17 protein-coding genes and 1 tRNA gene are annotated in these 17844 nt (G+C 65.3%); 4 read left to right on the forward strand and 14 right to left on the reverse strand.

Going from position 1 to position 17844, the window contains the following annotated elements; translation table 11 throughout:
* Positions 1 to 12 precede the first annotated feature (12 nt).
* From AC3WLX_RS33615 to AC3WLX_RS33665, 11 genes are all read right to left on the reverse strand, one after another.
* Positions 13 to 945 (reverse strand): FAD binding domain-containing protein, encoded by a 933-nt coding sequence (locus AC3WLX_RS33615; protein ID WP_291620043.1) that lies wholly within the window; start codon positions 943 to 945, stop codon positions 13 to 15.
* On the reverse strand, positions 942 to 3629 hold the full coding sequence (locus tag AC3WLX_RS33620; protein WP_492339175.1) for a molybdopterin-dependent oxidoreductase: 2688 nt from the start codon (positions 3627 to 3629) through the stop codon (positions 942 to 944). The genes AC3WLX_RS33615 and AC3WLX_RS33620 overlap by 4 nt, the downstream gene beginning before the upstream one ends.
* On the reverse strand, positions 3626 to 4267 hold the full coding sequence (locus AC3WLX_RS33625; protein WP_291619229.1) for a TetR/AcrR family transcriptional regulator: 642 nt from the start codon (positions 4265 to 4267) through the stop codon (positions 3626 to 3628). Before AC3WLX_RS33625 ends, AC3WLX_RS33620 begins: the two co-directional genes overlap by 4 nt.
* A gap of 466 nt (positions 4268 to 4733) precedes the next feature.
* Positions 4734 to 5006, reverse strand: a complete 273-nt coding sequence (locus AC3WLX_RS33630) for a BQ00720 family protein (protein ID WP_291619230.1) — start codon at positions 5004 to 5006, stop codon at positions 4734 to 4736.
* 50 nt (positions 5007 to 5056) lie between these two features.
* Positions 5057 to 5482 carry an Hsp20 family protein gene (locus AC3WLX_RS33635; RefSeq protein ID WP_018323442.1) on the reverse strand — a complete coding sequence of 142 codons (426 nt, stop codon included), beginning with the start codon at positions 5480 to 5482 and terminating at the stop codon, positions 5057 to 5059.
* 270 nt (positions 5483 to 5752) lie between these two features.
* Positions 5753 to 6841 carry a sn-glycerol-3-phosphate import ATP-binding protein UgpC gene (locus tag AC3WLX_RS33640; protein ID WP_492339176.1) on the reverse strand — a complete coding sequence of 363 codons (1089 nt, stop codon included), beginning with the start codon at positions 6839 to 6841 and terminating at the stop codon, positions 5753 to 5755.
* 14 nt (positions 6842 to 6855) lie between these two features.
* A complete protein-coding gene (ugpE, locus tag AC3WLX_RS33645) occupies positions 6856 to 7704 on the reverse strand; it encodes a sn-glycerol-3-phosphate ABC transporter permease UgpE (protein ID WP_291619237.1) in 849 nt (282 codons plus the stop codon).
* Entirely contained in the window at positions 7704 to 8585 is an 882-nt protein-coding gene (gene ugpA, locus AC3WLX_RS33650; protein ID WP_492339177.1) for a sn-glycerol-3-phosphate ABC transporter permease UgpA, read from the reverse strand. The genes ugpE and ugpA overlap by 1 nt, the downstream gene beginning before the upstream one ends.
* 47 nt (positions 8586 to 8632) lie before the next feature.
* Positions 8633 to 9949: a sn-glycerol-3-phosphate ABC transporter substrate-binding protein UgpB gene (gene ugpB / locus AC3WLX_RS33655; protein WP_492339178.1), complete on the reverse strand. Its 1317-nt coding sequence runs from the start codon at positions 9947 to 9949 to the stop codon at positions 8633 to 8635.
* 393 nt (positions 9950 to 10342) lie between these two features.
* A complete protein-coding gene (locus AC3WLX_RS33660; RefSeq protein WP_492339179.1) occupies positions 10343 to 11545 on the reverse strand; it encodes a CaiB/BaiF CoA transferase family protein in 1203 nt (400 codons plus the stop codon).
* Between the two features lie 178 nt (positions 11546 to 11723).
* Positions 11724 to 12149 (reverse strand): organic hydroperoxide resistance protein, encoded by a 426-nt coding sequence (locus AC3WLX_RS33665; protein ID WP_061023501.1) that lies wholly within the window; start codon positions 12147 to 12149, stop codon positions 11724 to 11726.
* A gap of 152 nt (positions 12150 to 12301) precedes the next feature.
* Here AC3WLX_RS33665 and AC3WLX_RS33670 point away from each other — a divergent pair, with 152 nt between their 5' ends.
* On the forward strand, positions 12302 to 12760 hold the full coding sequence (locus AC3WLX_RS33670; RefSeq protein ID WP_291619251.1) for a MarR family winged helix-turn-helix transcriptional regulator: 459 nt from the start codon (positions 12302 to 12304) through the stop codon (positions 12758 to 12760).
* Between the two features lie 6 nt (positions 12761 to 12766).
* Here the strand turns inward: AC3WLX_RS33670 and AC3WLX_RS33675 are convergent, their stop codons facing one another.
* The 3 genes from AC3WLX_RS33675 to AC3WLX_RS33685 form a co-directional block, all read right to left on the reverse strand.
* A complete protein-coding gene (locus AC3WLX_RS33675; RefSeq protein ID WP_492339180.1) occupies positions 12767 to 13009 on the reverse strand; it encodes a GIY-YIG nuclease family protein in 243 nt (80 codons plus the stop codon).
* A gap of 138 nt (positions 13010 to 13147) precedes the next feature.
* A tRNA-Ala gene (locus AC3WLX_RS33680) sits at positions 13148 to 13223 on the reverse strand.
* A gap of 94 nt (positions 13224 to 13317) precedes the next feature.
* On the reverse strand, positions 13318 to 13728 hold the full coding sequence (locus AC3WLX_RS33685; RefSeq protein WP_291619253.1) for a TIGR02300 family protein: 411 nt from the start codon (positions 13726 to 13728) through the stop codon (positions 13318 to 13320).
* Positions 13729 to 13886: 158 nt separating this feature from the next.
* On the opposite strand from AC3WLX_RS33685, the gene aroA reads away from it, so the two are divergent.
* The 3 genes from aroA (at position 13887) to rpsA (ending at position 17834) form a co-directional block, all read left to right on the forward strand.
* Positions 13887 to 15224: a 3-phosphoshikimate 1-carboxyvinyltransferase gene (aroA, locus tag AC3WLX_RS33690; RefSeq protein ID WP_492339181.1), complete on the forward strand. Its 1338-nt coding sequence runs from the start codon at positions 13887 to 13889 to the stop codon at positions 15222 to 15224.
* On the forward strand, positions 15221 to 15859 hold the full coding sequence (gene cmk / locus AC3WLX_RS33695; protein ID WP_492339182.1) for a (d)CMP kinase: 639 nt from the start codon (positions 15221 to 15223) through the stop codon (positions 15857 to 15859). Before aroA ends, cmk begins: the two co-directional genes overlap by 4 nt.
* A gap of 268 nt (positions 15860 to 16127) precedes the next feature.
* Entirely contained in the window at positions 16128 to 17834 is a 1707-nt protein-coding gene (rpsA, locus tag AC3WLX_RS33700) for a 30S ribosomal protein S1 (RefSeq protein WP_492339183.1), read from the forward strand.
* The last annotated feature ends 10 nt before the right edge of the window (positions 17835 to 17844 follow it).

Below are 17844 nucleotides of genomic sequence, written 5' to 3' on the forward strand. Positions count from 1 at the left end.
GTGCGCGACCAGCTAATCCGAAAGCCGCTCCAGCACGTCGCGCACCAGCCCTTGCAGAAGATCGAGCTTGTAGGCCGTCATCGGCAACGGTTTGGCACCTGAGGTCGCCGCTTTCGCCGCTTCTGCGATCGACGCCGAGTTGGCCATCTTGCCGCTGAGCTGGACTTCCACGGCGGTAAGCCGAAGCGGCACGGGCGCGACGCCGCCTGCAGCGACACGCACGAGCTCGAACTTGCCGCCGGCAATCACGACGCGGGCGCAGAGCTCCACCAGCGGCCACTCCGCATGGGTCCGGCTGATCGCGCGCTTGTAGGCAGCGCGCTCGCCTTGAAGCGGAGCCGGAAGCGCAATGCGCTCGATCATCTCGCCGGCTGCCAGCGTATGATCGGCGTGCGAGACCGAGCCGTCGCCGAGCAGGCCGGCAATCGTCGGTCCGCTGCGCCGGTCCGTGGTGATGGTCGCATCATAGGCGAGCAGAGCCGCCGCCATGGTCGAGGGATGCGGCGCGACGCAGTCGCCGAGATCGAAGGCAACGCCATAGAGATGATTGCCGGAGCGGGCAGGGCAAGTGCTGCCGCCTTTCTTCAGGCAATCGATGTCGGCCCGGCGGAAATACCAGCAGCGTGACCGCTGCGCGAGATTGCCGCCGAGCGTTGCCACGTGACGCACCTGCGGCGTGGCGAGTCCTTGCGCGCTCGCCGCAAGTCCGGGATAGGCAGCGGCGATGCGCGCGTCGGTCGCGATCGTGGCGATAGTGGTCAGCGCGCCGATGCGGGCTGCTCCGTCTGCGCCCCAGGTGATCGTCGTGTCGCCGGTGGCCGAGATGTCGATCAACGCTCCCTGCGACACGCCGCTGCGGCGGCGTTCGCTGAAGTCGGTGCCTCCGGCGCGGAATTCAGGCGTGGGCGTGGCAGTGGGCTTGGCAGTCATGACGGCGACGCTCATGCTGCATCCCTCCCTTTCAGCGCGGCCACGAGGCGATCGGGCCGGAACGGAATTTCGGTCAGCCTCACGCCGATCGCATCGCGGATCGCGTTGGCGATCGCGGGCGAGGTCGGCACGGTCCCGACTTCGCCGATGCCGACGCTGCCGCCCGGCACATGCTCGAAACCGGCCTCGTCGAAATGCACCTCCAGTTTCGGCATGTCGGCCATCCCCGGAATGCGGTAATCCTCCATGCTGCCGCTCAGGATGTGGCCGCTCGAAGGATCGGTCTCCCGCGCCTCATAGAGTGCGTAGCCGATGCCCTGGATCACCGCGCCCGCGGCCTGGCTTCGCGCCAGCGTCGGCGCGGCGAGCTTGCCGATCGCGAGGCCCGTATAGGCGTTGAGCACGCGCACATGGCCGAGCCAGGTATCGACCTCGACCTCCATCACCTGCACCGAGCTCGGCACGCCGGCGCCGACCACCATGTGGTTCATCAGACGCAGCACCCAACCGAACACCCGGCCCATGATGCCCGCCTCGTGCAGCGCGGGCCTGACGCCGGGCGGCGGCTTGCCGTCCTCCTGGCGTCTCGCCGACACGGCGATATCGGGGGAAGCCGCGATCATCTCGCGCCACGGCGCGTTCGATCCCGGAGCAGGTGTGCGAGACGCGGTGCGCTTGATTTCCGCTTTCAGCTTGTCGATGGCGAGCAAGGTCGGCGGCACCACCGAGGCGGTGACGCGGCTACCGCCGGAGCCCGGCCCTCGCGGCAGGTTGGAGCGGCCGATGCGCACGTCCACGTCCTGCGGCTCGAGATCGAACGCCTTGGCGACGGTGTTCGCGATCACGCTGCGCGTGCCCGTGCCGATATCCTGGACCGCGCAGCTTGCGACGAGGCGGCCGCCCTTGACCGCGAGTTCGACCGAGGAGCCCGTCTGCCAGAGATAGAGCCAGTAGCCGGTGGCGACGCCGACGCCGCGCCGGTAGCGGCCGGTCTGCGATGCCGCCGGCTTGCGGTTCTTCCAGACGTCGAGGCCGGCAGCCCAGTCGTACAATCGCTGACGGTTGGGATCGGGGTCCCAGCGCTTGCGCAGGGCAATCGGATCGACCTTCATGCGCAGCGCCGCTTCGTCGACCGCCTGCTCCAGCGCAAACGACATCGGCGGACCGCCGGGGCCGCGGAACGGCGCGCCGGGCGGCAAATTGCTGAGCACGTCGAAGTCGACGAGCTCCTTTGCCTCGGCCGGATAGATCAGCCGCGCGAGGCCCGCGATCAGCGAATTCACGGCGGCGCCGGTATCGGCATGGGCGGTCAGCGACAGCGCCTTGAGGCGGCCTTCCGCCGAGGGCAGCAGGGACAGCTTCAGCTCGGCGGCCGGACGATAGCCGGCGACGGAAAGCTCCTCTTCACGATCGAACGCGACACGCACCGGCGCCTTCGCGGCGCGCGCAAGCTCGATCGCGGCGATGGTTTCCACCCCAACGCTGCCCTTGGATCCAAATCCGCCGCCGACGTGATCGGCGATCACACGCACCTTGTCGTGCGGAAGGCCGTAACGCTTGGCGATCTTCTCCATGTTCTCGTGAACGGCCTGGGTCGAGATGTGCACAATCAGCTGATCGCCATCGAACCTGGCCACGGCGGCATGTGGTTCGAGGCTTGCGTGCTGTTGCGTCGAGACGCGGAAGGTTTCCTCGACCAACAGCGGATTGCGTTGCGCCCGCGCCTCGTCGAGCCAGCTCTTGGCCTGCTTGGCCTTTTGCGAGAACGGCGCCGAAGGCCCGCGCACATTGCCCTTCCACGACACCGGAGCGCCGCCGGCGCCCTCCGACACGTTGCCGGCACGCTTGCGGTTCTTCTTCTCGAACACGACTGGCGCATCGTCGCGTCGCGCTGCATCGAGCCCGATCACCGCGGGCAAGGGCTCTGTCTCGAAGCTGATCGCGGCGATGGCCTTCAGTGCGGTGCGGCGATCCCTCGCCGCGACGGCCGCAATCGGCGCGCCGACGAAGCGGACCATGTTGTCATCGTCGAGCAGCGGAACGACCGCGGCGACACCGGCAATGGCGCGCGCTGGCGCCAGGTCGAGCCCGGTGATCCTCGCATGCGCGACGTGCGCGCGCAGGATGACGCCTTCGAGCTGGCCGTCCTGGTGGATGTCGACCGTGTAGCGGGCCAGTCCCGTCACCTTGTCGCGGGCTTCCAGCCGCGGCGCGATGGGCTCAATGCCGTCGAAGCGGCCCGAGCAAGCCTCCGCAACCGCGCGAAAAATGCCTTCATAGGCGCCGCAGCGGCAGAGATGTCCAGATAACGCGGCGGCGATCTCCTCGCGCGAGGGTGTTGCCGTGCCCTTGGTCGCGCGCCAGCTGTCGTGGAACGCGGTGGCTTCGACGACGAAGCCGGGCGTGCAGAAGCCGCATTGCAGGGCGTCGTGCGCCATGAACGCCTTCTGCACCGGATGCAATCCGGCTGCTCCCACGCCCTCGATGGTGGTCAGCGATTTGCCCGCGGCCGCCTGCGCCGGCAGCAGGCAGCTCACCACAGGCGCGCCGTCGAGCAGCACGGTGCAGGCGCCGCAGACGCCGGAGCCGCAGACGAGCTTGGTGCCGGTGAGGCCGCCCTCGCGGATCACGTCGATCAAGAGCGCATCCGGATCGTCGGGCAGCACCAGAGGCCGTCCATTGATGGTCGTGCTGGTCATTTTCGAACTCCCGTTTTGCGGTGGGACTTCCTTGCGGACGGCGCCATCGCGCCGGCGATCAGCATGCGCAGCATGGTCTCGAGCTGTTTCAGGAATGCGTCGACCGGCTGCATGGACGGGAAAGCGGATTTGGTGCCGTGGATCGCCATCTCGACGCAGCGCGCGAGCTCGCGCACGCTGACGCCGCTTTCGAGCTTGAGCTTTCGCCTGCGGCACACCCGCGCGATCGTGGTCGCGATCTCGTCGGCGAAGCGGATGGAATAGCTCTGGTAGAGGTCGCGCGCCTGCGCGAGGTGCTCGGAAAACAGCTCCTCGGTATGGGGCGAGTCCTTGAGCGAAGCCAGCAGCGACTGCATTCGCGCGCCGATCTCTGCGACCAGGATGTCGGCCAGATCGAGGCCCGCTTCTTCCGCCGCCTGCGCCGCCGCGATTTCGGCCGCGAGCCCATGCTCGTAGATCCGCTCGAGCACGGCGCGAAACAGCGCCTCCTTGGAGGCGAAGTGATGATAGAGCGCCTGCCGCGTCAGCCCGGCTTCCTCCGCCGCCAGCTCGATCGAGGAGCGGCGGAAGCCGTGGCGCCGGAACACGCGCAAGGCGGCGTCGAGGATCCGGTCCTGGGGAGGGGCCTTGGCTTGCATTTTGTCAGATTTGACAAACACGAATGAAATGTCAAATCACGGATTGATGACGGTCTTGTACGCGCAGGAACCAGGGCTGCCCCGCACGCGCAGGGATCGATATGGATTTCGCGAGGACCGTGGGCTTGCGCCGCCTCTCCCGCTTGCGGGAGAGGCCGACGCGCCCCGGGCGATGCGAAGCATCGTCCCGCGCGCGGCGGGCGAGGGTTCTTTCCTCTTGGGGGTCGCCCCTTTGCGGAGACACCCTCTCCCCAACCCTCTCCCGCAAGCGGGAGGAGGGAGCCTACCGCCGATGCCGCCGCATCGTGCGGTCATCCATATGCAATGTCCCTGCCGCACGACAGGGCCATCGCCGAATTCCGTTGGCTGGCATGGCGACGCGAAAACGCTACCTCTCAAACGAAAACGGGCACGCCTTCTTGCGAAGGCATGCCCGCCAAAACTCTATTCGTGCGACGCGCGCGCTTTAGTGCACGCTCACCGCCTGCAACTCGTTGCTCCAGGCATTCGCGACCGCGGCTTCGCGGCTGTCGGTCAGCATGATCGGCGTGCCGTCGGCGGCATGGAGCGCGAAAAGCTTGAGGCCCGGCGCAATCTTGGGCGCCTCGGGGAACAGGCCCGGCACGTCCTCTGAGCGGATCTGCTTCACATAGGCGATATGGCCTTCGCCCAGGGTTGCCAGCGTCTCTGTAGAGACGTTCTTGGCTTCGTATTCGAACGCAACGTGACCTTCACTCATGGTCTCGACTCCTCTGGAACACTAAGCGGTCGAGTCCGCTACTCGTTCCATTATTCGTGCTCATTGATAGCGATTGTCTTAACGATCCTTTCCGGTTCAGGTCGGGCCAGATCGATCGACAACAACCCGTTCTTCAGATCCGCGCCCAGCACCAGCATCCCCTCCGCCAGCACGAAGGTGCGCTGGAAGTGGCGCGCGGCGATGCCGCGATGGATGTACTGCCGGGACTTGTCGTCCTGCTGCCGCCCGCGGATCACGAGCTGGTTTTCCTCAATGGTTACATCGAGTTGATCGCGGGTGAATCCGGCGACCGCCAGCGTGATGCGCAAACGCTCGGGCTGGCCGTCCGCGCCGCCGCACCTCTCAATATTGTAGGGAGGGTAACCGTCGGCGCCTTTGACGACGCGGTCGAGCACGCGCTCGATCTCGTCGAAGCCCAGCAGGAAGGGACTGGAGAGCGTTGGAACACGAGACATAGTTTACAAAGTCCTCGCAGAAGCGACTTTGGTGTGTCGGGGCCCGTACTGGCACCCCTTGATCTGCAATATGGGCACGTTCTGCTGTGGGTTCAAGGACGTAGCGGGCTGTGGATGGGCGTTGCCCCCTCCGATGCTCGCGTTTCGTCGTGGCGGGACAAGCCCGGCCATGACGAATCCTGTCGCTGAATATTCTCTAATGAAAACAGAGCCCCTTCTACTGTGCATGGGGTTGTTTTCGCGACTTTGTTTGCTGCCCCTCGGAACCCCTCAGGCCTCGAGCCGCGTCCGCCCGTCGGCGCTGAACAGATGCAGCTTGGCGCGCACCGCCGCGACGCGGATCCTCGTGCCGATCGCGGGGGCGTCGGTTCCGGGAATGCGGACGATGATCTCCCCGGGCGGCAGCTCGCCGGGCGTGGCGGCGACGCGCTGCTCCTCCTGCTCGCGGGAGCCGTAGACGAAGGTTTCGGCGCCGACGCGCTCGATCGCTTCCACGGTGAGCGGCAAGGCGACGCCGCCCTCCGGCGTCTGGTCGGTGATGACGAAGTCTTCCGGGCGGATGCCGAGGATGCCGGCGTCGGCCGCGGCGCTGCCGGCGAGCTGCGAGCGGATCTCCTCGGGGCGCGTCGACATCAGGTTCATCGGCGGCGCGCCGATGAAGGAGGCGACGAAGGTCGTCGCCGGCTTCTCGTAGATCGCCAGCGGATTGCCGACCTGCTCGACCTGGCCGCCATTCATCACGACGAGGATGTCGGCGAGCGTCATCGCCTCCAGCTGGTCGTGGGTGACGTAGATCGACGTCGTGTTGAGGCGGCGCTGCAATTTGCGGATCTCGACCCGCATCGCGATGCGCAGTTTCGCATCGAGGTTGGACAGCGGCTCGTCGAACAGGAACACCTTGGGCTGGCGCACGATGGCGCGGCCCATGGCGACACGCTGGCGCTGGCCGCCGGAGAGCTGGCGCGGCTTGCGCTCCAGCATCGACGTGAGCTCGAGGATGCGCGCGGCTTCGTCGACGCGGGTCCTGATCTCGGCTTCCGCCATGCCGCGGTTGCGCAGGCCATAGGCCATGTTGTTGTAGACGCTCATATGCGGATAGAGCGCGTAGTTCTGGAACACCATCGCGATGTCGCGGTCGGCGGGCTCTACGCCGTTGACCACGCGGCCGCCGATGTCGATCTCGCCGCCGGTGACCGTCTCCAGGCCTGCGACCATGCGCAGCAGCGTGGACTTGCCGCAGCCGGAGGGGCCGACCAGCACGCAGAACTGTCCGTCGCCGACATCGACGTCGACGCCCTTGATGGCCTCGAAGCCGCCGGGATAAGTCTTGCGGACGTTGCGCAGGGTGACGTTAGCCATGAAAACTCACTTGATTACTTCTCGGTCTCGACCAGTCCGCGCACGAACAGCTTCTGCATGGCGACGACGACGAGCACCGGCGGCAGCATCGCAAGCACGGCGGTCGCCATCACGATCGGCCATTCGGTCAGCGCGTCGGTGGTGGTGATCATCTTGCGGATGCCGATCTGGATGGTCTGCATATCGTCGCGCGTGGTGATCAGGAGCGGCCAGAGATATTGATTCCAGCCGAGGATGAACAGGATCACGAACAGCGCCGCCATGTTGGTGCGCGACAGCGGCAGCAGCGTATCCCAGAAGAAGCGGAAGGGGCCGGCGCCGTCGATGCGGGAGGCTTCCAGGAGCTCGTCCGGCACGGTCATGAAGAACTGGCGGAACAGCAGCGTCGCGGTGGCCGAGGCGATCAGCGGCAGCGAGAGGCCGGCATAGCTGTCGAGCATGTGCAGGTCGGCGACGATCTTGTAAGTCGGATAGATGCGGACCTCGACCGGCAGCATCAGCGTGATGAAGATCAGCCAGAACAGTGCCATCCGGAACGGAAAGCGGAAATACACGATCGCATAGGCCGAGATGATCGAGATCGCGATCTTGCCGACTGCGATCAGGAGCGCCATCACCAGCGAGTTCAGCATCATGTTGCCGACCGGCTCGCGGGTCGAACCGCTCGTGCCGACGAAGATGGTCTGGTAGTAGGTCTCGAAGAAATGGCCGCCGGGCAGCAGCGACATCTGCCCGTTGGCGATCACCGCATTGTCCTGCGTCGACGCCACGAAGGCGAGGTAGACCGGGAAGGCGACGATCGCGATCCCGATCCAGAGGATGATGTGGGCGACGTAGCGCCGAAAGCCTTCTTCCTCGACCATCAGTAGGTCACCTTGCGTTCGACGAAGCGGAACTGGATGCCCGTCAGCACGATCACCATGACCATCAGGATCACCGATTGCGCCGCGGAGCTGCCGAGGTTCCCGCCGAGCAGGCCGTCGGTATAGACCTTGTAGACCAGCGTCTCCGTCGACTTGCCCGGACCGCCGCGGGTCATGGTGTCGATGATGCCGAACGTGTCGAAGAAGGCGTAGACGATGTTGACGACCAGCAGGAAGAAGATGGTCGGCGACAGCAGCGGGAAGATCACGGTCCAGAACCGCCGCATCGGACGCGCGCCGTCGATCGCAGCCGCCTCGATCACGCTCCTGGGGATGCTCTGCAGGCCGGCGAGGAAGAACAGGAAGTTGTAGGAGATCTGCTTCCAGGCGGCGGCGAGGATGATCAGGGTCGCGGCCTGGTTGCCGTCGAGCAGCGGATTCCAGTCGACGCCGAGGGCGCGCAGATAGCGCGAGAGCACGCCGAGCGAGGGATGCAACATGAAGATCCAGAGCACGCCGACGACCGGCGGCGCCACCGCATAGGGCCAGATCAGCAGCGTGCGGTAGAGCATCGAGCCGCGCAGCGGCTTGTCCGCCATCACGGCGAGCAGCAGCGCGAACGACAGCGACGACACCGCGATCGCAAACGAGAAGAAGAAGGTGCGCAGGATCGCCTCGAAATAGGCGGGGTCCTTGAACAGGTCGATATAGTTCTCGAACCAGACGAACGTGGTCGACAGGCCGAAGGCGTCCTGCAGCAGGAACGACTGGATCATCGCCTGCAAGGCCGGCCAGTAGAAGAATATCAGGACGATCGCGAGTTGCGGCGCAACCAGCGCATAGGGCAACAGCTTCGACTGAAAAATGGCTTGCTTCTGCATGATGCCCCAACGCGGCAGGCCGGGCGACCGGCCTGCCGCTTGTCGCTTTACTTCACGGCGGTCTTTTCGAACTGCCGCAGCATGGTGTTGCCGCGCTCGACGGCCGCGTCCAGCGCCTGCTTGGCGGTCTTCTTGCCGGCCAGCGCCTGCTCGATCTCTTCCGCCCAGACGTCGCGGAGCTGCACCATGTTGCCGAGGCGCAGGCCGCGCGAATTCTCGGTCGGCTCCTTGTTGGTCAGCTCGAGCAGCGGGGTCTCGAGATAGGGCTGGTCCTTGTAGAAGCCTTCTGCCTTGGCCTTGTCATAGGCCGCCTTGGTGATCGGCAGATAGCCCGACGATTTGTGGATGAAGACCTGCCGATCGGTATCGGAGAGGAAGGTCAGGAACTTCGCCACGCCCTTGTACTCGTCGGCCGACTTGCCGCCCATGATCCAGAGCGAGGCGCCGCCGATGATCGAGTTTTGCGGCGCGCCCTTGACGTCCGGATAATAAGGCATCGGCACCGCGGTGAAGGCGAACTTGGCCTGCGCCTTGACGTTGCCGAAGAACGCGGACGAGGTCAGGTAGAGCGGGCATTCGCCCGAGGTGAAGCGGCCTTCGCCGGTGTTGGTGCGGCCGGCATAGTCGTAGGTCTTGTCCTTCTGGAGCTCGACCAGGTTTTCGAGATGCTTGACCTGGAGCGGGCCGTTGAAGGACAGCACGGTGTCGAAACCGTCGAGACCGTTGGCCTTGGTCGACAGCGGCACGTTGTGCCAGGCCGACAGCTGCTCCAGATTGACCCAGGTGACCCAGGAGTTGGAGAAGCCGCAGGTGGCGTGGCCGGCCGCCTTCAGCTTCTTGGCGGCGTCGAACACTTCCGGCCAGGTCTTCGGGATCTCGACATTGGCTTTCTTCAGCGCGTCGAGATTGACCCACATCACCGTCGACGACGAATTGAAGGGGAAGGACAGCATCTCGCCCTTCGAGGTCGAGTAGTAGCCGGTGATCGCGGGCAGATAGGCCTTCGGATCGAACTTCTCGCCGGTCTCGGCCATCAGCTTGTAGACCGGCTTCACGGCGCCGGTCGCGGCCATCATGGTGGCGGTGCCGACCTCGAACACCTGCATGATGTGCGGGGCGTTGCCGGCGCGGAACGCGGCGATGCCGGCGTTCATCGTGTCGGCGTAGTTGCCCTTGTAGGTCGGGACCACCTTGTAGTCGCTCTGGGAGCCGTTGAAGTCGTTGGCGAGCTTGACGATGACGTCGTTGTTGGCGCCCGTCATCGCGTGCCACCACTGGATTTCGGTCACGGCCAGCGCCGGCGAGGCGCCGAGACCAACCGTGAGTGCGACAGCTGCCGCCGCGCCAAAATGTCGAAGAGCCATCAAGAAAACCTCCCTTGGCCGTCACTAAAGAAGCGCTTGCGCTAGCAGCGCCATATGACGTTCACATGACTGTGTAAGCGGGAGAAACGAAAGCGGCAAGCGCTGCCAATGGGAAGTCGTCAAATAGGGCGAAGACGGAACGGTCAGCCGCATGCGTTCGCGCTGCACATGCGTGCGCGGGCGCGCCGCAGTGCGGCATCGGTTGATGTGGAGTAATTAGCCGCGGGCTCAGAAACCTCTCCCGCTTGCGGGAAGGTCGCGCCGTAGGCGCGGGTGAGGGCTCTCTCCTCTGGGGGATTGTCCCAATGCGGAGACACCCTCTCCCCAACCCTCCCCCGCAAGCGGGGGAGGGAGCGCACCTGCGCTAGCTGCTCAATCACGTCCGATTGCGTTTCAGCGTTTCCGCTCGGGGCCGCAGACCGTGCCCTTCTCGACCATCGCGTCGATCTCGGCCTTGGAGTAGCCGAACTCGCCCAGCACCTCGGCCGCGTGCTGGCTGAATTTCGGCGGCACGCGGCGCAGGCTCGGCTTTGAGCGCTCGAGCCGGATCGGCGACGCCACGCCCTTGTACCAGTCCTTCTCGATAATATCGCCGCGGGCGAGCGTGTGCGGGTTCGTCAACGCCTGGTCGATCTTCTGCACGGGACCCGCGGGCAGACCGGCGGCGAGCAGGCGGTTGCACAGCGGCTCGGCTTCGTGCTGGCTGAACACCGCGGCAAGCTCGGCGCGCAGCGCTTCGCGATTGGCGATGCGGTCCTTGTTGCGGGCGAAGCGCGGATCGGAGCCGAGCTCGGGCTTGCCGATCTCCTTCGCCAGCTTGCGGAAGGTGCCGTCATTGCCGACGCCGATGAAGATGTTGTCGGTTTTCGTCGGGAAGATCGCGTAGGGCACGAGGTTCGGGTGCTCGTTGCCGGTGAGACCAGGCGGCTTGCCATGCATGAAATAGTTCGCGGTGTGCGGATGCATGATCGCAAGGCCGGTCTCGTAAAGCGTTGTCTCCAGGAACTGGCCTTTGCCCGAGCGCTGCCGCTCCGACAGTGCCATCAGGATGCCGATCGCCGCATAGAGCCCGGTGGTGATGTCGACCAGGGGCACGCCGATCCGCATTGGCCCGCTCTCGGGCGAGCCGGTCGCCGCGATCATGCCGGTCATGGCCTGGATGATGGCGTCATAGCCGGGATTGCCGCCGCGCGGGCCGTCGGCGCCGAAGCCGCAGATCCGGCAATGCACGAGGCGCGGATATTTCTTGCTGAGGACGTCGTTGCCGATGCCCCATTTTTCCAGCGTGCCCGGCTTGAAATTCTCGATCAGGACGTCGGCGGTCTCCAGCATCTTCAGCAGCACGACGCGCCCGCCCTCGGAGGCGAGGTCGAGGCCGATCGAGCGCTTGTTGCGGTTGATGCCGACGAAATAGGCCGCGTCCTCCTCGTGGAACGGAGGGCCCCATTCGCGCACCTCGTCGCCCGCGGGCGGCTCGACCTTGATCACGTCGGCGCCGTGGTCGGCGAGGATCTGGGTGCAGTAGGGTCCGCCGAGCACGCGCGTGAGATCGATGACGCGCAGTCCGCTCATTGCGCCCGTTGCTGCTTCAGTCATGCCGTCGCTTCCCCTGTGTCGATCATCATCGGATCACAGGCCTAGCGAGGTTTGTTTGCGCCAGCAATGGCGCCGCGCGTGGGGCCGTATGCGCCGCCGCGCGGCCCCTCCCGCCGCATGGCAAATCGCGGAAGCGGCCGGCCCGAGGGGGTATCCCGGGCCGGCCCCGCCGTCCCGGTCAGACGACCGTCAGGCGTACGTCCACATTGCCGCGGGTGGCGTTGGAATAGGGGCACACCTGGTGCGCCTTCTCGACCAGCGCCTCGGCTTCCGCGCGGGCAAGGCCCGGCAGCGAGACGGCAAGATCGATGTCGAGACCGAAGCCGCCTTCCGAGCGCGGACCGATGCCGACCGTCGAGGTGACGGAGGCATCAGCGGGCACCTTCGGGCCGCCCTGCGAGGCCACGAACTTCATGGCGCCGATGAAGCAGGCGGCATAGCCCGCCGCGAACAGCTGCTCGGGATTGTTGCCGGCGCCGCCACCGCCGCCGAGCTCCTTCGGCGTGGTCAGCTTGACGTCGAGCGCGCCGTCGAGGGTTGCTGCATGGCCGTCGCGGCCGCCGGTGGCTTTTGCGCTGGTCTTGTAAAGGACGTTCACGGACATTGTGGTCTCCCTGTGTCTCGGGGTGGGTGCAATCTTTATCGCAGGCAATTAGATTGTGTGCAATCTAAATCGTGCTGCCTCACATTTAATTGTTCGCAATTGAATGTCGGGCCGCTCGGTCCCACAATGGGGCGAACCCTGAAAGATGACCCATGGCCCGGAAATCAACGGCGGTGGACCCGCTTCGCCTCGACAACCAGATCTGCTTCGCGGTTTATTCGGCCGCGCATGCCTTCAACCGCGTCTACAAGCCGCTGCTCGACCGGCTCGGCCTGACCTATCCGCAATATCTGGTCATGCTGGTGCTGTGGGAGCGCGACGACGTGCCGGTGAAGGAGATCGGCGAGAAGCTGTTTCTGGATTCGGGCACGCTGACCCCGCTGCTCAAGCGGCTCGAGGCCGCCCATCTCGTCAAGCGCACCCGCTCGCGCGAGGACGAGCGTCAGGTGCTGATCGCGTTGACGGCGCAGGGCCATGCGCTGAAGGACAAGGCACGCAGCGTGCCGCCATCGATCCTGGCGGCATCGGATTGCTCGGTCGCGCAGCTGGTGGCGATGAAGGACGAGATCGTGGCGCTGAGGGACCGGCTGAATGCGGTGATCGGGGAGTAGGGGAGGTTAGCAGAGCCGCTTCTTCGAGAAGGCGCGGCCCGAGTGCGACTTCAGGTAGGCCTCGAATGCGAGTGCCTTATGTTTGTCGGGGAAGGCGCAATACCAGACCAACTTCCACGGCTTGAATTTGGCGGTGTGACTGGACTTGCCGGCATTGTGTTCCGGAATGCGCCGCTTCAAATCCTCTGTGGCGCCGACGTAGTCCTGATCAGGAAAGTCGATACTGCGAAGAATGTAGACGTACCACATTGACGGCTCGCGTCTGGGCAGTCGCTGTGCGAGATCCTCTCACCAGTCCGTCTTCGCCCTGCGGGCTACGCCGGACACCACGCTTCGTCCTTCAGGCTCCGACGTGGCTGCGCCACGCGCAGCCCGAAGGGCGAAGCGTGGTGGAGCCAGGCGGGATCGAACCGCCGACCTCTTGCATGCCATGCAAGCGCTCTCCCAGCTGAGCTATGGCCCCGTAGTCCTTAACCGGGTGAGTCTGGTCGATCACCCCGGACCGGCGAGCCTGATGACTCGCGCGGTGCACCCTTTTTCACAGATCAGGGCTGATCTCAAGTCTCTTCATCGCCTCCGACATCACCAATGATGTCGGTCACGTCCTCATCCCCCTCTTCCTCATCGGGAATGAAGGTCGAATCGTCGTCGTCATCGTCATCGAGGGTCTCGTCGACCTCGATATCGTCTTCCGATTCGGGCACCACGGCCTTGACCTTACCGGTGTTCTCTTCGGCATCGGCCTCCTCGAGCGAGACCAATTCTTCGGCCTCCGCGGGCTCCGGCGCGGCATCTGCTGTCGCTGCGTGCCGGGCTTCGGCGCCGCGGGGGACGCGAGCGGGCGCCACCGGGGCGATCGGCACCACTTCGCCGGTATAGGGCGAGATCACCGGATTCTTGTTGAGGTCATAGAACTTCTTGCCCGTGGTCGGGCAAATGCGTTTGGTTCCGAGTTCGGACTTGGCCACGGCAGGAATCCTGGGAATGTCTGAAAAGCGGTGCTTCACTTGGCTAGTTGGCGGCCCGCTGTCAATAGCGCATTACGGGAGAACGACATGCCCGTGACGGGACACCGACCATGTGGTACGTGCGCCCCGGCCCGCAGGGCCTATCCAAGGACACAATCTTGACCCATTCCGACCAACCGAGACCGCTGCAGTCTCGCGCCAGCGGTCCCCTGACCGGGAAAGTACGGGTGCCCGGGGACAAGTCGATCTCTCACCGCGCTCTGATCCTGGGCGCGCTCGCGGTCGGCGAGACCCGGATTTCGGGCCTCTTGGAAGGCGAGGACGTCCTCAACACCGCCAAATCCATGCAGGCCCTGGGCGCCAAAGTCGAGCGCACAGGTGATTTTGCCTGGAGGGTGAACGGCGTCGGGGTTGGCGGGTTCGCCCAGCCCAAGGCGCCGCTGGATTTCGGCAACTCCGGTACCGGCTGCCGGCTGGTCATGGGCGCCGTCGCCGGCTGTCCCATTTCGGCAGTGTTCGACGGCGATGCCTCCCTACGCAGCCGTCCCATGCGCCGGATCCTCGATCCCTTGGAAAAGATGGGCGCCAAAGTCAGCGCCGGGGGCGAGGGCGGCCGCCTGCCGCTGACCCTTCAGGGCGCCCGCGACCCGCTGCCGATCACCTACAAGACCCCGGTCGCCTCGGCCCAGATCAAGTCGGCCGTGCTGCTGGCGGGCCTCGCCGCACCCGGCACCACCACAGTGATCGAGACCGAGGCCAGCCGCGATCACACCGAGCTGATGCTCAAGCATTTCGGCGCCGACATCGCCTCGGTCCAGGAAGGCCAGCACGGCCGCCGCATCACGCTGGTCGGCCAGCCCGAGCTGCATGGCGCCGATGTCGTGGTGCCCGCCGATCCCTCGTCGGCGGCCTTCCCGGTCGTTGCGGCGCTGATCGTCGAGGGCTCCGACGTCGTGCTGTCCGACGTCATGACCAATCCGCTGCGGACCGGCCTGTTCACCACGCTACGCCAGATGGGCGCTTCGATCGAGGAGAGCGAATTGCGCGGCGATGCTGGCGAGCCGATGGCGCGCTTGCGCGTGCGCGCCTCGAAGCTGCGCGGCGTCGAGGTGCCGCCGGAGCGCGCACCGTCGATGATCGACGAATATCTGGTGCTGGCCGTGGCGGCCGCCTTCGCCGAAGGCACAACGATCATGCGTGGCCTGCAGGAGCTGCGCGTCAAGGAATCCGATCGGCTCGAGGCCACCGCCGCCATGCTGCGCGTCAACGGCGTCAAGGTCGGGGTCTCCGGCGACGACCTGATCGTCGAGGGCCGCGGCCACGTCCCGGGCGGCGGCACGGTCGCCACTCATATGGATCATCGCATCGCGATGTCGGCGCTCGTGATGGGTTGCGCGTCCGACCAGCCCGTGACCGTCGACGACACCGCATTCATCGCCACCAGCTTCCCGGATTTCATTCCGATGATGCGCTCGCTAGGGGCCGAGTTTTCATGATCATCGCCATCGACGGGCCCGCGGCCTCGGGCAAGGGGACGCTCGGCAAGCGCCTTGCCCACTATTATGGCTATCGCCACCTCGATACCGGCGTGATCTACCGCGCGGTGGCCTATGCCCTGATGCAATCAGGGCACGATCTCCGCGACGAGGCGGCCGCGGTACAGGCCGCATTGGAACTCGACCCCGAAAAGTTCGGCAATCCCGCGTTGAAGACCCAGAAGGCCGGCGAGGGTGCCTCGATCGTCTCGGCGATACCCAGGGTCCGCGAGGCCCTGGTCAACTTCCAGCGGCAATTCGCGGCCGATCCGCCTGGCGCGGTGCTGGATGGCCGGGATATTGGAACCGTGATCTGCCCCGATGCGGACGTGAAGATCTTCGTCGTCGCAGATGCCAAGGTTCGCGCCCGCCGCAGGACCATGGAGGCGAGGGCGAGGGGCGAGGAGGCGGACGAGGCGGCCGTGCTCGCCGACATCATCCAGCGCGACGAACGCGACCAGAACCGGCCGATTGCGCCTTTAAAGCCGGCCCCGGATGCTTACTTGCTAGATAACTCCCAACTGGATATAGAAGGCGGCGTCCGGGCCGCCATCGACATTATCGAGGCTGTCCGAGCGGGCCGGTCGCGGGGTTAAGCCGCCGCCGTCATTGGAGGAAGTGCCCGCTCCCGCTCTTTGAGGTCGATACTCCCGGTTCTTCGTTTGAGGACCGGCGCGATCAGGCTCCGGACACAAGATTTCCACGTATCGAACGCGCGGGCCCTGCCGGCCCGCTACCGCTGTTTCGGGTCTTCTGGCCGAGCAGCGAGCGGTCGCTCGAAGGTTTTGCGGACCTTCCGACACTGCGCGTGCGATGCGCCCATGAAACCCAACGGCCGGCAAGACATCCGCAACTGGAGAACAAATGGCTTCGACTTCTGCTGATACCTATAGCCCGTCGCGCGACGATTTCGCTGCGATGCTCGACGAGTCCTTCGCGGGCGGCAACCTGCAGGAAAGCTCCGTCATCAAGGGCAAGGTTGTTGCAATTGAAAAGGACATGGCCGTCATCGACGTCGGCCTGAAGACCGAGGGCCGCGTGGCCCTGCGTGAATTTTCCGGCCCGGGCCGTGAGAGCGACCTCAAGGTCGGCGACGAGGTGGAAGTGTTCCTCGATCGCATCGAGAACGCCCTCGGCGAGGCCGTGCTGTCGCGCGACAAGGCGCGCCGCGAAGAAAGCTGGGGCAAGCTCGAGAAGGCCTTCCAGAACAACGAGAAGGTCAACGGCGTCATCTTCAACCAGGTCAAGGGCGGCTTCACCGTCGACCTCGACGGTGCCGTGGCGTTCCTGCCGCGCTCGCAGGTCGACATCCGTCCGATCCGCGACGTCGCCCCGCTGATGAACAACTCGCAGGCGTTCCAGATCCTGAAGATGGACCGCCGCCGCGGCAACATCGTGGTGTCCCGCCGCACGGTTCTCGAAGAGACCCGCGCCGAGCAGCGCCAAGAGCTGGTGCAGAACCTCGAAGAGGGGCAGGTCATCGACGGCGTGGTCAAGAACATCACCGATTACGGTGCGTTCGTCGACCTCGGCGGCATCGACGGTCTCTTGCACGTCACCGACATCGCGTGGCGCCGCGTCAACCACCCGACCGAGGTGCTTTCGATCGGCCAGACCGTGAAGGTCAAGATCATCAAGATTAACCACGAGACGCACCGCATCTCGCTGGGCATGAAGCAGCTCTTGGACGATCCGTGGCAGGGCATCGAAGCCAAGTACCCGCTGGGTGCCCGCTTCACCGGCCGCGTCACCAACATCACCGACTACGGTGCGTTCGTCGAGCTCGAGCCGGGCATCGAAGGCCTGATCCACGTCTCCGAGATGTCGTGGACCAAGAAGAACATGCACCCCGGCAAGATCGTGTCGACCTCGCAGGAAGTCGACGTGCAGGTGCTGGAAGTCGACTCCGTCAAGCGCCGCATCTCGCTCGGCCTCAAGCAGACCATGCGCAACCCCTGGGAGGTCTTCGTCGAAGGTCACCCGACCGGTTCGGTGGTCGAGGGCGAGGTCAAGAACAAGACCGAGTTCGGCCTGTTCCTGGGTCTCGAGGGCGATGTCGACGGCATGGTCCATCTCTCCGACCTCGACTGGAAGCTTCCGGGCGAGCAGGTGATCGACAACTACAAGAAGGGCGACATGGTGAAGGCCGTGGTGCTCGATGTGGACGTCGAGAAGGAGCGCATCTCGCTCGGCATCAAGCAGCTCGAAGGCGACCCCTTCGCCGAGCCGGGCGATGTCAAGAAGGGCGCGGTCGTGACCTGCGAAGTGCTCGAAGTGAAGGAGAGCGGTATCGAGGTGAAGATCGCCGGTACCGACTTCTCGACCTTCATCAAGCGCTCCGAGCTCGCGCGTGACCGCAACGACCAGCGTGCCGAACGCTTCGCCGTCGGCGAGAAGGTCGATGCCCGCGTGATCCAGTTCGACAAGAAGGCCCGCAAGGTCCAGGTGTCGATCAAGGCGCTCGAAGTCGCCGAGGAGAAGGAAGCCATCGCGCAATACGGCTCCTCCGATTCGGGGGCGACGCTCGGCGACATCCTGGGCACCGCGCTCAAGAACCGCGACAGCAAGTAAGCGAAACCTC

It is taken from the genome of Bradyrhizobium sp. FW305-F6, assembly GCF_058782905.1.

Coding starts and splice junctions, on each gene's coding strand:
- AC3WLX_RS33615 (WP_291620043.1), bottom strand. CDS start 945: ATGAGCGTCGCCGTCATGACTGCCAAGCCCACTGCCACGCCCACGCCT.
- AC3WLX_RS33620 (WP_492339175.1), bottom strand. CDS start 3,629: ATGACCAGCACGACCATCAATGGACGGCCTCTGGTGCTGCCCGACGAT.
- AC3WLX_RS33625 (WP_291619229.1), bottom strand. CDS start 4,267: ATGCAAGCCAAGGCCCCTCCCCAGGACCGGATCCTCGACGCCGCCTTG.
- AC3WLX_RS33630 (WP_291619230.1), bottom strand. CDS start 5,006: ATGAGTGAAGGTCACGTTGCGTTCGAATACGAAGCCAAGAACGTCTCT.
- AC3WLX_RS33635 (WP_018323442.1), bottom strand. CDS start 5,482: ATGTCTCGTGTTCCAACGCTCTCCAGTCCCTTCCTGCTGGGCTTCGAC.
- AC3WLX_RS33640 (WP_492339176.1), bottom strand. CDS start 6,841: ATGGCTAACGTCACCCTGCGCAACGTCCGCAAGACTTATCCCGGCGGC.
- ugpE (WP_291619237.1), bottom strand. CDS start 7,704: ATGGTCGAGGAAGAAGGCTTTCGGCGCTACGTCGCCCACATCATCCTC.
- ugpA (WP_492339177.1), bottom strand. CDS start 8,585: ATGCAGAAGCAAGCCATTTTTCAGTCGAAGCTGTTGCCCTATGCGCTG.
- ugpB (WP_492339178.1), bottom strand. CDS start 9,949: ATGGCTCTTCGACATTTTGGCGCGGCGGCAGCTGTCGCACTCACGGTT.
- AC3WLX_RS33660 (WP_492339179.1), bottom strand. CDS start 11,545: ATGACTGAAGCAGCAACGGGCGCAATGAGCGGACTGCGCGTCATCGAT.
- AC3WLX_RS33665 (WP_061023501.1), bottom strand. CDS start 12,149: ATGTCCGTGAACGTCCTTTACAAGACCAGCGCAAAAGCCACCGGCGGC.
- AC3WLX_RS33670 (WP_291619251.1), top strand. CDS start 12,302: ATGGCCCGGAAATCAACGGCGGTGGACCCGCTTCGCCTCGACAACCAG.
- AC3WLX_RS33675 (WP_492339180.1), bottom strand. CDS start 13,009: ATGTGGTACGTCTACATTCTTCGCAGTATCGACTTTCCTGATCAGGAC.
- cmk (WP_492339182.1), top strand. CDS start 15,221: ATGATCATCGCCATCGACGGGCCCGCGGCCTCGGGCAAGGGGACGCTC.
- rpsA (WP_492339183.1), top strand. CDS start 16,128: ATGGCTTCGACTTCTGCTGATACCTATAGCCCGTCGCGCGACGATTTC.